The sequence below is a fragment of the Dyadobacter psychrophilus genome, assembly GCF_900167945.1.
Classification (GTDB): domain Bacteria; phylum Bacteroidota; class Bacteroidia; order Cytophagales; family Spirosomataceae; genus Dyadobacter; species Dyadobacter psychrophilus.
Genome location: NZ_FUZA01000003.1, coordinates 506467 through 519136, shown reverse-complemented (window position 1 = coordinate 519136; position 12670 = coordinate 506467). Strand labels below are relative to the sequence as shown.

Below are 12670 nucleotides of genomic sequence, written 5' to 3'. Positions count from 1 at the left end.
AAGTTCATATGTTGTGTAATCAGTTATGTGTTGCTAGCCACCATTCTGGCCACATTGCGATCAAAACAGTTTTTAACAACACATAATTGCCTGCTAATATCTTAAATATTCTCCAGGAAAGACATTAGGCCCTTATCATTTCTCCAATGAGTAGGTGTCTTGTCGCCTTCGATTTCGCAGCATGCCAGCGCCCGTGCTTTCATTTCCATATTCACTTCTGCGTAGACATTAGTAGTATTGATCGATACATGCCCGAGCCATGCCCTAATCGTATTGATATCCACACCAGCCTGGAGCAGGTGTGTTGCCGTGGTATGCCTGATAGTGTGGGGACTTACCCGTTTGAGGGTCAACTGCGGATGTTGTTCAATAACCCTATTGACATATCTTCTCACTATATTATGGATTCCAAACCGAGTGATTGGCTGTCTGAGTCGGTTTAGGAACACGGGTTCCAATGGACTGCGCTGACCGATTATGTTCCTGAGCTCATCAACGGTTTTCTGCCATAGTGGGCAACGCCTCGGTTTATTCCCTTTGCCTTTGATGAGCACGGTGGTCAGTTCTTTTTTGGAACTTCCCGATATGTTAAGATCCCCGATTTTCAATTGGGCGGCTTCATCAGCCCTGGCTCCGGTGTTATAGAGGAAAAGTAGCAGCGCATAGTCTCTTTGCTCTTGTCTGTTACTCCGGTTTGGAGCATTAAGTAATGCGTCCATCTCTTGTTTTTCCAGATAGGTAATCAAAGTGTGTTCCGCTCTTTTGATTGGAATCAGCTGGATCTGTCGGCACCATTCCAAATGTTCTGGGCTGTGCATCCCGACAAACCTGCCAAAGGCATGTATGGCAGATAACCGCTGGTTGCGTGTAGCGATTGAGCACCCCCTTTGGGTTTCCAAATCACTAAGGAAGGTGCGAACAGTAACCGGGTCAGTATCTTCGACCAACAACAGGTCGACGGGCTTACGGCTGTTTGTTGCCACAAAGGGCAATAGTAACCGGAACGTATCCCGATAGCTTAATTGCGTATTCTTCGACAGGTTTCTGGTCGTAACCAGGTATTCCAATAAAAAGCGTTTAATCCATACGCTTATGAATGCAGTGTCTTTCATGGTTCTTGGATTTTTACGTAGTTTTCAAACTTGTCTCCCGCTTCCCTAAGCAATTCGTCGGTCGTGCTAAGGTATACCGATGTGTGGGCCAGGTGGCTATGTCCCATGTAAACGGACAGAAAAGGCAGCAGCTGTTGTACGTCCTTGTTTTGCCGGTACCAGCTCAACAATCTATCCGTTGCGAAGGTATGTCGCAAGTCATGTAATCTGGGTTGAAAAGCCGCCCCATCTTCACGCCTGATCCCCGCCTTGTCGCGTATCCGATGGAATAACTCTCTCAACGTGTCTGCTTTGAGCGGTTGGCCACGACGGTTGATAAATAAAGAAGATTCTACCCCCTGTGGATATGGATGCGTCTTTCGCCATTGAAGGTATTCGACAAGTAGTTTTTCCACCTGTTTGTTGAACGGGACCAACCTGGATTTGTAGAACTTGGATTGCCAAACTGTAACCACCTGGTTTTCCATGTCGATATTGCTGATTGTTAAAGACAATGTCTCATGCACCCTTAGCCCCAGCATATAAGTTAGCATCAAGGATACCCGTACCATGTAGGGATCAATATGACTTTTGTTTTTCTGGTATGTCAATGCGCCGTCGAAGAGGCGTTTCAGCTCCTGTCTGGAATAGATGTAAGGGACAAGGCCCTGCGGACGCTTAGGTAGTATCTTCGGAATCGGTATTTCCTGTACCAGGTTGCGGCTCACGGCGTATCGGTACAACCCCGAAATCGCGGTATGCTTGACGAACCATCCAGTGGTTACTACACTGGAACTACCGTAAAGGAAGCGGTGTACAATTTCCCCAGTGATGGCACCGATGGAAGTGTCCCCACCAACAGCGGCACAAAATGCCCGTAGGTATGCTTGGTTGGTTTTGAACTTTTCGCCCAGGGCCTGCCGGTATGCTACATACTGGTCGACCAATTCTATGAGATTCATAAAAGACTCTCCCAATTTTGCTCGGCAACTTTCCGAAGATTCACCAGATCGACCTTTGAATATATCCTGGTGGTTTCCAGTCCCCGATGCCCCAGATGGTCGCTGATCTCTTTTAGTGACACGCCTTCGTTGATCAGATGGGTTGCGCATGCATGCCGTAGGGCATGGGGGCCATGGTGTTTTATGGGAAGGTTAAGCGGTTTAAGCCGCCTGTTCACTATGGCGTAGATGGCCCCCGGTGTAAGCGCTTTATATGGTGAACGCTGCGCAATGAACAATTCCTTTAGTTTGCAGTGCTCTGGCCGGACGTCCTTCAGGTAACGCAGCATAGCCGTCCCGACGGTCGATGCTAGGGGAAAGACCTGTGGCCTTGACCGCTTGGAACGCCTCAGATGGATCTTTTCAGCATTCCAATCGATATCCTGCAAGGCTAAATTGGCAACTTCGCTCCTACGCAAACCATACACGGCCAGTAGCATCATAATCGCGTAATCCCGTATATCCGTTGGGTCATCCGTGCGGCAGTTGGCAAATAGGGCCTGTACATCTTTCCACTGGGGGGAAGACGGGAGTGTATCAAAGCGGTATACCCTTGGTGCCAGAATGGAATCAGCCACCCCACCAAAGCACCAGTGTTGGCTTTCCGCATACCGCAGGAAAGACCGTACCACCGAAGCATAGGATTGGATGGTTCTTCTTGATAAACCATCCCGTTCATGTTTTAAGGTCAGTATCCCATCCATGATGCCTGGCCCGATTGCACTGAACTCGGTTACAACCTTGCTTAGGTTGATCAGGAAGTCCTTCAATATAAAAGACCGGCCTTTAATTGTTCCGATCGCAAGCCCTTGTTGCTGTCCCATATACTCCAGATAGCGATCCTGATATTGCTGGAATGGAGAGACTGTCGCTTGTTTCTCGACCAGACATCCAAGCATCCTGAGCCACTCGGTAGCATCATGTATAAATCGTAACTCTGAGACTTTTGAGTAGTTGTTTTTCCTAAGCAACACCTTCGGGTTACTGGCCCATTCAATTGCTGCACGCTCTATTTCATCACTATAAACTGGCCTTAGTTCGCGGAAGGGTAGCAGTTCCATGATGCACAATTGGTAGTGTGCAATCTTGCGTAATGTACTATCAGAAGCATGAAGTCCCACCCGATATTGCAGGTAGTCCAGGCGCTCCCTCAGCAATGGGGCGGACGTTTGTCGCATACGGGCATGGCGTCGTTCGAAAAGCCACATAAAGAGTGGCTCCTGTTCCTCAATAAGGGGTGCCAACCGACATATCTGCTTTAACCAATCAATGCTGAACCAGATAAAACGCTGCTCGCCAGTTTGAGAATACTTCTTCTTCATCGGGTGGTTGTAATGCAATCCTCCCCAGGCCTTGGCGGACTTTTCGATACTTTCCATCGATATCTTCGCCTCGGCTTTTCCCAGTTCCAGAAACTCGACGATCCTAAGCAGGTAGTTCGCCACACTTTTTAGCGAACTCCGGGCAGCGCCCTTATCCGCCCATTGACGTAAATAATTCTCCCGCTCTTCCAGAAGCGGGGCTTCCAAGTGCCTTCTTAAATAATAAGCACGTTTGATTAATTTTTCTAACATAATCTGTTCTTTATGGTTGTATGAAATCAACACATCAGAAAAAATTATGTTACTTTACCAAGGAAGAAAAGTGCTATGAATGAAAGCGATAGGATTTACACACAACATAATTGTTTACGCAACATATGATCTGAAAATGGGTGCTTTTGAAGCGGGTTTTAAAGGCCAAATGGAATTGTACTTGCGCTTCCTTGAAAAATACGAACAGGCCGAAGGTGAAAATGCACCCATCGGCCTGATACTATGTAGTGGTAAAAACAAGGAGCATGTGGAGCTAATGCAGTTGGATCAATCGAACATTCGTGTTGCGGATTATCTTACTGCGCTGCCTTCGCAAGAACTTTTACAGGAAAAGCTACATAAGGCTGTCGAAATTGCTCGTCAGAAAGTCGGATTTAGACCAACTTAAACGCTTGTCTTCCAATCAAAAGCCATTGTCCCTTAACTTTTTGCCAAACCGTAAATACCCCCAGGCGGACCGGGGCGGGATCTTTGCCTTTGTTGTGCGTGTCTCCGATCAGTTTATGGCGGACCATTGCCACGTCACCGGAAATAGTGATGGTTTGCTCAGAAAGGTCAATTTTCGTAAATTTTGATTCGCCGCTGGTCAGGGCGCGGATAAACTCTTTTTGATCTTCCAGGAGGCCGTTTGAATGTCCGTACGATAAAGATGGGGATGTGAGTTTCAATAAATCCGGCTCTTTTGCGGCGATGATGGCTACTCGGAGTTTCTCAACGGCCTCGGCTACTGCTTTTTCGTCGCCGCTTTGGGCAAAAGCCAGAATGTTTCCCAGCAAGAGAAATACGGCTATTATTAATGTTTTTTTCATTGTAAAAAATACTGTTGGTTAATGATGCAGAATGTGTCGGCTTTTCAAATATCAACTCTTTCCATCTTAGGCGCAAAAAAATGCATAACGCCCCAGGCGAGCAGATATGCGAAGCCGCAAATGATAAAAATGAGGTTATAACCGCCGCCAATGTTACCCGCAGCCTTATAATTATCCAAAATTATCCCTACCAAAAGCGGAAAAAGGATGCCTCCTACTGATCCCGCCATCCCGCCAATCCCCACAACGGAGCTAACCGCCTTTTTAGGAAACATATCCGAAGCCGTAGTGAAGATGTTTGCGCTCCAGGCCTGGTGCGCCGCCGCCGCAAGGCTGATCAGAATTACAGCCTGCCAGATGTTCGTCGTGTACTGCGCAAGCATGATGGGCGTTACGAGAAATGCGAAAATAAGCATCGACGTCTTGCGGGCTCTGAAAATGGGCCAACCTTTTTTGATAAAATAACCTGAAAGATAACCGCCTCCAATACTCCCAATCGTCGTTGCGGTGTAGACGATGACAAGTTCCGGGCTTGGTTTCGAGAGATTAAGCTTGAATGCTTCGGCAAAATAGGACGGAAGCCAGTAGAGGAAAAACCACCAGATCGGGTCGGTGAGCATTTTGCCAAAAACAAATGCCCATGTTTGTCTTACTTTAAACAGATCCAACCATTTTACGGGCGCTTCCTTGCTCGTATCGGGCTCATTATCACTGTGAATATAGTCAAACTCGGCCTGATTAATACGTTGCTGCTTTGCGGGCACTTCATAATAACGGAACCAGAAAAATAACCATACAAAACCAATGGCGCCGGTGATCAGAAACGCTTCCTGCCAACCATAGGATCCTAAAATCCAGGGAACCATGATAGGGGCGACGACTGCACCAATGTTTGCGCCGGAATTGAAAATACCAGTAGCCAGCGCACGTTCGCGTTTTGGAAACCATTCTGCGGTTGCCTTTATGGCCACGGGGAAATTGCCTGCCTCGCCAAGTCCGAGCAATGCACGCATGAATCCAAAGCTGAACGTGCCGGTAGCAACGGCGTGCAACATAGCCGCAATGCTCCAGACCACCACTGAAATCGTATAACCAAGTTTGGTGCCAATTTTATCGATAACGGCCCCAAAACCGATCAAAGAAATGGCATAGGCCGTTTGGAAAGCCATTACAATGTGACTAAAATCCTGCTCGGACCAGCCAAAATCTGCTTCTAATGTTGGTTTTAACAAGCCCAGAACCTGCCGGTCCAGATAGTTGATCGTAGTTGCGCAAAAAAGCAGGGCCACAATCCGCCAGCGGTATTTGGTCATTTGGTTTTCCATGTAGGGATATGTTGCAGATTAAGTTGAGCTGATAAAATTTCGGCTTGTTTTTCAGGCGTATTCGGTTTTTTCAAGGAATAATTTCAATGTGTCCAGCGCGCCCAGTTGTTTGAGGGATTCGAGATAAGAGACGACATTTTTTCGGATTACCTCCGATTTGGAAAGATCTTTTTGCCAGATCGACTGATCTTTCAAGATAGCAGTAACCATATCTTCCAGCGAATTAATCTGCCACTTTTGATGAAAATAAGCCGCTTTTTGATCTTGTATCAGATAATAAGCACCATTAGCAAGCCCGTAATAGTTGTCGCCATCTTTTCGCACAGGCTTCATGTAGAATATGTAAGCAGCAAAACCGAATGTAATGTGCTCCGGGAAAGTCTCACGGATCTTTTCATATTTCAGAAAAACCGGCATAACCCTGGAAAGCATTTTAGCAGAATAATTCTGTGTAATGTTCAGCCATTTATGCCTTAAATGCTTATTATGAAAGCGTTCGAGCACACTGCGGCCAAACTGTAAAGCGCGCTGTTCGGCAACCGGATAAGGAATTGCAGGTGCAATTTCAGTCTCCATTAAATTGGTCAGATAGGTTGCGAAAAGGGGGCTTTCCATAGCCTCGTCCACGGTTTTGAAGCCACACAAATGCGCCAGGCCGCTTCCGAGTGTATGCGCGCCGTTAAGCAGCCTCAATTTAAGTTCACGATATAATTCAATGTCCGGTTCAATGACTAAACCTTTATCCACTTCGTGAAAAGGCAGTCTTTTACGGATGGTCTCGTCGCCTTCTATGGCCCACAAATGGTAATGTTCTGCGGTAATTAGTAAATCATCCTGATAACCCAGCTCTGCTGCCAGCTCTTTGGAAATATTTTCGTCAGGCTTTCCGGGTACAATTCTGTCCACCAGCGAATTGCAAAATGAATTGTGATTTTCAAGCCAGTCTATAAACGCTGCTTCGAGGCCGTTCCTATGTGCGAGTTCGAGCACAATGGATTCTAGTTTTTTACCATTATTGGTGATCAGCTCCGTTGGAATAATGACGACGCCAAAATCCGGATTGCCATCAAATGCCACATAACGTGCATACAGAAACGCCAGCAATTTACCTGGAAATGAAACGGGTGGCCATTGGTAAATGTCATCCTGAACGAGCTGAATGCCAATTTCCGTAGTGTTGGAAATTACAATGCTGATCGCAGGGTTTTTGGCAAGGTCGAGAACGAGTGACCATTGCGTTTTGGCAGGCAAAACCCTGCTTATAGCCGAAGAAATGATGTTTTCCTCCTTTACAACCCCATTCTGGCTGCCTCGTAAACAGATCGTATAAAGGTTATCCTGTCGCTCGAATGCTTTCAGATCACCTTCGTCCGTAGACTTGACCACCACAATGCGGCCATTGAAAACGCCCTGCCTGTTGGCCTTATCAATGAAATAATCAGCGAGGCCACGTAAAAATGCTCCTGTGCCGAATTGAAGCACTTTTTCAGGCAGTTGAAAAATACTGTCATCCGGGACCACAAGCCCGGGCTGATTTCTTAACTGGCCAAGATTTTCGCGAAAAAGGCGGCTCATAACATTATGGTTTTACTTTTTAACAACCTGTTTTAGTAACCAGTCGGCCAGATCTTTTCCTGCTTCAAAGTTCTCAAAGCTCGTATCAATCCTCCGTCCGTCGACATATTCATTGTAAAGCCAGGGGTCACCCACGGCAAAAACAGTTCCTTTGCCGTATTTGGAAACGCCCAGGATTACGTCTCCCTGATCCGTCAGGGCGGATTTGGCTGGTGAAGAGAGGAGGAGGGGAGATAATTCTTTAATGTATATTTTGCTTGCGGTTTTGAAAATGGCTTTGTTATCGGCCGGGATCATCAGTTTTCCCTGCTCAAACTGCGTTCCCTGCACCATATTACGGTTCTTGGTGCTGAATTGTATACCAAATTTCTTAGCCAGTTCATTGAAGTGCGTGATTTCACAATTCGCGGTGTCATTCGCCATCATCACAAGCACACCGCCATCTTTCACCCAATTTTCAATGACATTAATGTCCTTGGTCTGAATAAAATTAGGGTTGGGCGATTCCTTTTTTGTATCCGGGTCTACGATAATGTAAACATCAACGTCTTTCAATCTTTCGGCGGTAGGCGCGCCGGAAACTGCAACCGTTTTTGCGCCTAACTCTCTGAATGTTTGGCCCCATAACCAGAATCCCGAATGCAACCGGTCTTCCCAGGTGTAATGAAATGGCTCACTTTTTCCTTCGGGCAGTTTTCTTGTTTCTTGATTGAAATGATAATCCAACCCAACTGTCTTGCCTTTACCCACCGCATTTTCGGCAGCAATTTCCATCTCGATGCTGGCGAAAATGAATGGGCCGATTCCTTTCAGATCATTCTTGCGGATCGGTTCTGAGAGATAATATTCGTAGGTTCCGTCGCGGTAAGGCGTGCCGCCAAGTCCGCCTACGCTGACTGTTTTATTCAAACTAAGTAATCCATCTGATTCAATTTCAACAAATTGTTTCAATGCGCCTGCATAACCGCGCTTAGCATTGGCTTCAAATGACGGATCAATGTAACCCATCCTGGAACCCTTCGCCAGTGCATATATGAACATGCAGGAGGCGGATGCTTCGAAATAATTCCCTTTCCTGTTTCCCTGATCAATCACCTGATACCATAAGCCCGATTGCTTATCCTGATATTTTGTCAAAACAGGCGCAAGTCTTTTCAGATATTGAATTAGTTCAATTCGCTTTGGATGATCTTTGGGGAAATAATCCAGCACATCTACCAATGCAATGGCGTACCAGCCAATGGCGCGCGCCCAGAAGTTAGGGGAACGGCCAGTCGTTTTATCCGCCCATTTCTGCTCACGGCTCTCATCATACGCATGGTAAATCAGTCCCGTTTTTTCATCAACCGCATACTTTTCAATCAATGCAAATTGCTTGGCGATATCATCGAAATGCTCGGGATGGTTGAACAGCAGGCTGTATTCTGCTGCGAATGGTTCGCCCATAAAAAGGCCATCCAGCCACATTTGGTACGGATACCTTTTTTTGTGCCAATAACCGCCTTCCTTGGTGCGCGGCTGTTCTTCCAGCTGCTTCCAGAGCAGATCTGCCGCTTTTTTGTATTTTTCTTTGTCAGGTTGCGTTTGTTGATAAAGCGTAAGTAATGCCCTTCCCGGCGGAATGTTGTCGATGTTGAACTCATCAAATTTGTAAGTTCTGATGCTGCCGTCCGGCTTAACATACTGGTCAATGTCTTTTCTGATGTATTCAAAATATTTGCCCTCACCCGTTCTGTACCAAACTTTTTCAATGGCTTTCAGCATTAGTCCCTGTTCGTAATCCCATTTGGTAACTGTATTTTTTCCTACCAGAATAGAATCCTTGTGACGCGCTATAAACGAGTCAGCCATTTGCCGAGACATGGGAATCTCCTGTGCCGAAACATCCAATATAATGGCCGGTGCAGAGAAGAAAAGTGCAATTACGGAAATGCTGCGTAGCAGTTTTTTCATCGGGAAAGAGGGAACATAACTAGGTTTTTATAAAATCGGCCCGCATAGGATTAAAAATATCCACGAGCATTCCTGTTTCCAGGCACAACGCGCCGTGAATAACATCCGGCGGAATGTAATAAGCGTCGCCGCCTCTCAGTATGCCGGTTTTAGGGCCAATTGTTATTTCAAACTTCCCGCTTTCGACATAGCTCATCTGTGTATGAAAATGGCTGTGTAACGCACCAACGCCGCCCTTCTCAAAAGCCACTTTGACCATCATCAGATTGTCATCATAAGCCATGATCTTCCGCTTTAAACCGCCGCCCAACTCTTCCCACGGAATGTCCGCATCGTCTATAAATTCACGTCCTTTTATATCGCTCATTATCTCAAATCAGTTATCGCTACTGCGTCCATATCCGTGTAATCCCTGTTTTCGCCTGCCATTCCCCAGATGAACGAATAGCTCGAAGTGCCGCAACCTGAGTGGATCGACCAGGGCGGGGAAATGATAGCCTGCCGGTCGGCCAGCCACAGGTGGCGGGTTTCGGTTGGTTCGCCCATTAAATGCAGAATGCGCTGATTAGCAGGCACATCAAAGTAGCAATAAGCTTCCATTCGCCTGTCGTGTACGTGTGCGGGCATGGTGTTCCAAACGCTGCCTGTTTGCAAAACGGTGAGCCCCATCACAAGTTGGGCGCTTTGAATGCCGCTTGCATGAATGTATTTGTAAATGGTCCTGTGATTAGAAGTTTCCATGCTGCCCATCGTCATTGGTGCAGCGTCTTCTTTTGTATATAATGTAGCTGGAAACGACTGGTGCGCAGGCGAGGACAGGAGATAAAATACCGCCGGATCTGCCTGATTTTCACTGGAAAAACTAACTTCTTTTGTGCCTTTTCCTAAATAGACACAGCCCAGTTTACTGATTTCAAACGTTGCTCCATCCGCTCTAACATGGCCCGTTCCGCCAATGTTAATGATCCCGATTTCCCTTCTTTCCAGAAAATACTCAGCTTTTAGCGGACCGTAAGTTTCTAATGTAAGCGGCTTGGCAACCGGAATGGCACCGCCGATCATGACGCGGTCGTAATGCGTGTAAACGAAGTTGATCTGGTCGTTTTGGAATATATTGTCAATTAAAAAATTCTCGCGCAAAGTCGCCGTGTCCATTTGTGAGACTTCTCTACGGCTACTTTCAAATCTGATTTGCATGATTTTAGCTGGGTTATAAAAATTTGGAAAGATTACCGGCCCATCCAACCGCCGTCAACTGTTAATATCGCCCCATTCACATAACTTGAAGCATCTGATGCCAGGAACACGGCCGGGCCTTTAAAATCCTCCGGCATGCCCCATCTTCCTGCCGGAATGCGGTCCAGGATGGATTTGCTCCTTACCGGATCGTTTCTCAAAGCCTCCGTATTATCTGTATTGATGTAACCCGGCGCTATGGCGTTCACATTTACCCCTTTTCCGGCCCATTCATTGGCTAACGCCTTCACAAGGCCTCCGATCGCACTTTTGGATGCAGTGTATCCGGGCACATTAATGCCGCCCTGAAACGTCAGCAACGAAGCAGTGAAAATGATTTTCCCGTAACCACGCGCAATCATTTCCCGGCCAAATTCCCTGGATAAGATATAAGGCGCGTCCAGATTGACATTCAGCACCTGATCCCAATATTCGTCTGAATGCTCCGCTGCTGGCTGGCGCAAAATAATGCCTGCATTATTGATCAGAATATCGATGCGGTTATGCTCACGTTTTACTTTTTCAATAAATGCATAAATGCTTTCACGGTTTCCAAAATCGGCCTGGTAAGGAGAAAATTTTCTGCCGGTTTTTGAAACTGAGTTTTGTAAGTCGCTGGCTGATTGAATGTCAGATGAAGAAACGCCAATGATGTCGGCTCCTGCCTCTGCCAGTGCTTCCGCCATCGCCTTTCCTATTCCCCGGTTGCAACCGGTTACCAATGCGGTTTTGCCCGTCAGATCAAATAAATTTATTGTATTCATTAAGGAATGGCAAATTGTGTTTTTCGGGGTAACCCCTAAATTACGCGTCGGTCTAAGAAGGCCGTTCACTTCGGCAGTTTAGGCCGAATAGTTAGAATTATCAAATAATGAATTGTCTTTTTTTGTGCAATCGTTATCGGGAACGTTACCAGTTGATGCACGGCGGTAAACATCTCCCGATCCGTTTCGATATTCATTTCTATTTTAGTACATTAACACGATGTTCAATAAAGTATATCTAATCGAACATTAAGTTGGAATAAACCAATTTTTCTTTGGAGACTATCACAATCAAGGACATTGCCAAAGCACTGGGACTTTCGACTTCGACCGTCTCCCGTGCCTTACGCAACAGCTATGAAATAAACCCGGAAACCAAGAAGTTGGTCATGGAATATGCGGAGCGGATGAATTATCGCCCCAATCCCATTGCCCTTAGTTTACGGGATAGTAAAAGCAAGTCCATAGGAGTTATTATTCCTGAAATCGCCAACCATTTTTTTTCACAACTCATTAATGGCATCGAATCCATAGCCTACAACCTGGGCTATCACGTGGTTATTTTTCAGAGTCATGAGTCGTACGAGCGGGAAGTTGCCAATACAAATTATCTGGTTTCCAGGAAAGTGGATGGCCTGTTAATTTCACTTTCCAGCCTCACGACCAACCTGTTTCATTTTCAGGATCTGATGGAAAGGGGCCTACCAATCGTTTTTCTGGACCGCGTGCCTAATGCCATTGAAACACACAAAGTGGTTGTAGATAACTTCGCGGGAAGTTACGAGGCGACAGAGCATTTGATCAAATCAGGCAGAAAGCGCATTGCACATTTGACGAGCCCTATTTATTTATCCATAACAACCGAACGCTTGGCGGGTTATAAGCAGGCTTTGGAGGATTATGGGCTTCCTTTTGATGAATCTTATGTTAAATATTGTTACCATGGAGGCAAAGTAGCGACTGAAAATGAGGCTGCTGTGCAGGAAATGCTCGAAATGCCGGAGCCGCCCGACGCTATTTTTACAGCGAGCGACCGCCTTACAACTGGCTGTATGTCTGTTTTGCAAAAGAAAAATATTAAAATCCCACAACAGATCGCTATTGTTGGTTTTACGAATATCAGTGTTGCAGAATTGCTGAATCCTCCATTGACAGCTGTTGTGCAACCGGCCATGGAAATGGGCCAGCAGGCGGTTGAACTGCTGATCAGGCTTATTGAGCACCCGCAAAAGACAGATGTTTTCGAAACCAGATCCTTAAAAACCTCACTCATTATCCGCGAATCGTCCGTTGGAAAAGCCGAAGCATTGTAATCTGCAAA

12 protein-coding genes are annotated in these 12670 nt (G+C 46.3%); 2 read left to right on the top strand and 10 right to left on the bottom strand.

Features of this window, described 5'->3' with window-relative positions; translation table 11 throughout:
* Positions 1 to 101: 101 nt before the first annotated feature.
* From B5X68_RS16000 to B5X68_RS15990, 3 genes are read right to left on the bottom strand one after another with little or no spacing between them, the layout of a single operon-like run.
* Positions 102 to 1112 carry a tyrosine-type recombinase/integrase gene (locus B5X68_RS16000; protein ID WP_082215735.1) on the bottom strand — a complete coding sequence of 337 codons (1011 nt, stop codon included), beginning with the start codon at positions 1110 to 1112 and terminating at the stop codon, positions 102 to 104.
* Positions 1109 to 2053, bottom strand: a complete 945-nt coding sequence (locus B5X68_RS15995) for a tyrosine-type recombinase/integrase (protein ID WP_082215734.1) — start codon at positions 2051 to 2053, stop codon at positions 1109 to 1111. Before B5X68_RS15995 ends, B5X68_RS16000 begins: the two co-directional genes overlap by 4 nt.
* The gene (locus tag B5X68_RS15990) at positions 2050 to 3666 is read right to left on the bottom strand and encodes a tyrosine-type recombinase/integrase (protein WP_082215733.1); all 1617 of its coding nucleotides are present in this window, start codon (positions 3664 to 3666) and stop codon (positions 2050 to 2052) included. The genes B5X68_RS15995 and B5X68_RS15990 overlap by 4 nt, the downstream gene beginning before the upstream one ends.
* A gap of 79 nt (positions 3667 to 3745) precedes the next feature.
* Between B5X68_RS15990 and B5X68_RS15985 the strand changes: the two genes are divergently transcribed.
* Positions 3746 to 4075, top strand: a complete 330-nt coding sequence (locus B5X68_RS15985; protein ID WP_229208441.1) for a PDDEXK nuclease domain-containing protein — start codon at positions 3746 to 3748, stop codon at positions 4073 to 4075.
* Here B5X68_RS15985 and B5X68_RS15980 read toward each other — a convergent pair.
* From B5X68_RS15980 to kduD, 7 genes are all read right to left on the bottom strand, one after another.
* Complete coding sequence (locus B5X68_RS15980; protein WP_082215732.1) at positions 4062 to 4496, bottom strand: nuclear transport factor 2 family protein; 435 nt, start codon at positions 4494 to 4496, stop codon at positions 4062 to 4064. The two genes, B5X68_RS15985 and B5X68_RS15980, sit on opposite strands and share 14 nt — an antisense overlap.
* 44 nt (positions 4497 to 4540) lie before the next feature.
* Complete coding sequence (locus B5X68_RS15975; protein ID WP_082215731.1) at positions 4541 to 5821, bottom strand: MFS transporter; 1281 nt, start codon at positions 5819 to 5821, stop codon at positions 4541 to 4543.
* A 51-nt stretch (positions 5822 to 5872) separates the two neighbouring features.
* A complete protein-coding gene (locus B5X68_RS15970; protein WP_082215730.1) occupies positions 5873 to 7396 on the bottom strand; it encodes a tagaturonate reductase in 1524 nt (507 codons plus the stop codon).
* Positions 7397 to 7408: 12 nt separating this feature from the next.
* Positions 7409 to 9247 carry a glycoside hydrolase family 88 protein gene (locus tag B5X68_RS15965; protein ID WP_141110319.1) on the bottom strand — a complete coding sequence of 613 codons (1839 nt, stop codon included), beginning with the start codon at positions 9245 to 9247 and terminating at the stop codon, positions 7409 to 7411.
* 121 nt (positions 9248 to 9368) lie between these two features.
* Positions 9369 to 9716 (bottom strand): cupin domain-containing protein, encoded by a 348-nt coding sequence (locus tag B5X68_RS15960; RefSeq protein WP_082215728.1) that lies wholly within the window; start codon positions 9714 to 9716, stop codon positions 9369 to 9371.
* Positions 9716 to 10546, bottom strand: a complete 831-nt coding sequence (gene kduI / locus B5X68_RS15955) for a 5-dehydro-4-deoxy-D-glucuronate isomerase (RefSeq protein WP_082215727.1) — start codon at positions 10544 to 10546, stop codon at positions 9716 to 9718. Before kduI ends, B5X68_RS15960 begins: the two co-directional genes overlap by 1 nt.
* A gap of 32 nt (positions 10547 to 10578) precedes the next feature.
* Positions 10579 to 11349: a 2-dehydro-3-deoxy-D-gluconate 5-dehydrogenase KduD gene (kduD, locus tag B5X68_RS15950; protein ID WP_082215726.1), complete on the bottom strand. Its 771-nt coding sequence runs from the start codon at positions 11347 to 11349 to the stop codon at positions 10579 to 10581.
* Between the two features lie 275 nt (positions 11350 to 11624).
* On the opposite strand from kduD, the gene B5X68_RS15945 reads away from it, so the two are divergent.
* Positions 11625 to 12662 (top strand): LacI family DNA-binding transcriptional regulator, encoded by a 1038-nt coding sequence (locus tag B5X68_RS15945; protein ID WP_082215725.1) that lies wholly within the window; start codon positions 11625 to 11627, stop codon positions 12660 to 12662.
* Positions 12663 to 12670 lie beyond the last annotated feature (8 nt).

Bases quoted from the DNA above. Each gene is read 5' to 3' on its own strand.
- B5X68_RS15980 (WP_082215732.1), bottom strand. From the start codon at position 4,496: ATGAAAAAAACATTAATAATAGCCGTATTTCTCTTGCTGGGAAACATT.
- kduD (WP_082215726.1), bottom strand. From the start codon at position 11,349: ATGAATACAATAAATTTATTTGATCTGACGGGCAAAACCGCATTGGTA.
- B5X68_RS15965 (WP_141110319.1), bottom strand. From the start codon at position 9,247: ATGGCTGACTCGTTTATAGCGCGTCACAAGGATTCTATTCTGGTAGGA.
- B5X68_RS15985 (WP_229208441.1), top strand. From the start codon at position 3,746: ATGAAAGCGATAGGATTTACACACAACATAATTGTTTACGCAACATAT.
- B5X68_RS15975 (WP_082215731.1), bottom strand. From the start codon at position 5,821: ATGGAAAACCAAATGACCAAATACCGCTGGCGGATTGTGGCCCTGCTT.
- B5X68_RS16000 (WP_082215735.1), bottom strand. From the start codon at position 1,112: ATGAAAGACACTGCATTCATAAGCGTATGGATTAAACGCTTTTTATTG.
- B5X68_RS15995 (WP_082215734.1), bottom strand. From the start codon at position 2,053: ATGAATCTCATAGAATTGGTCGACCAGTATGTAGCATACCGGCAGGCC.
- B5X68_RS15970 (WP_082215730.1), bottom strand. From the start codon at position 7,396: ATGAGCCGCCTTTTTCGCGAAAATCTTGGCCAGTTAAGAAATCAGCCC.
- B5X68_RS15960 (WP_082215728.1), bottom strand. From the start codon at position 9,716: ATGAGCGATATAAAAGGACGTGAATTTATAGACGATGCGGACATTCCG.
- kduI (WP_082215727.1), bottom strand. From the start codon at position 10,546: ATGCAAATCAGATTTGAAAGTAGCCGTAGAGAAGTCTCACAAATGGAC.
- B5X68_RS15990 (WP_082215733.1), bottom strand. From the start codon at position 3,666: ATGTTAGAAAAATTAATCAAACGTGCTTATTATTTAAGAAGGCACTTG.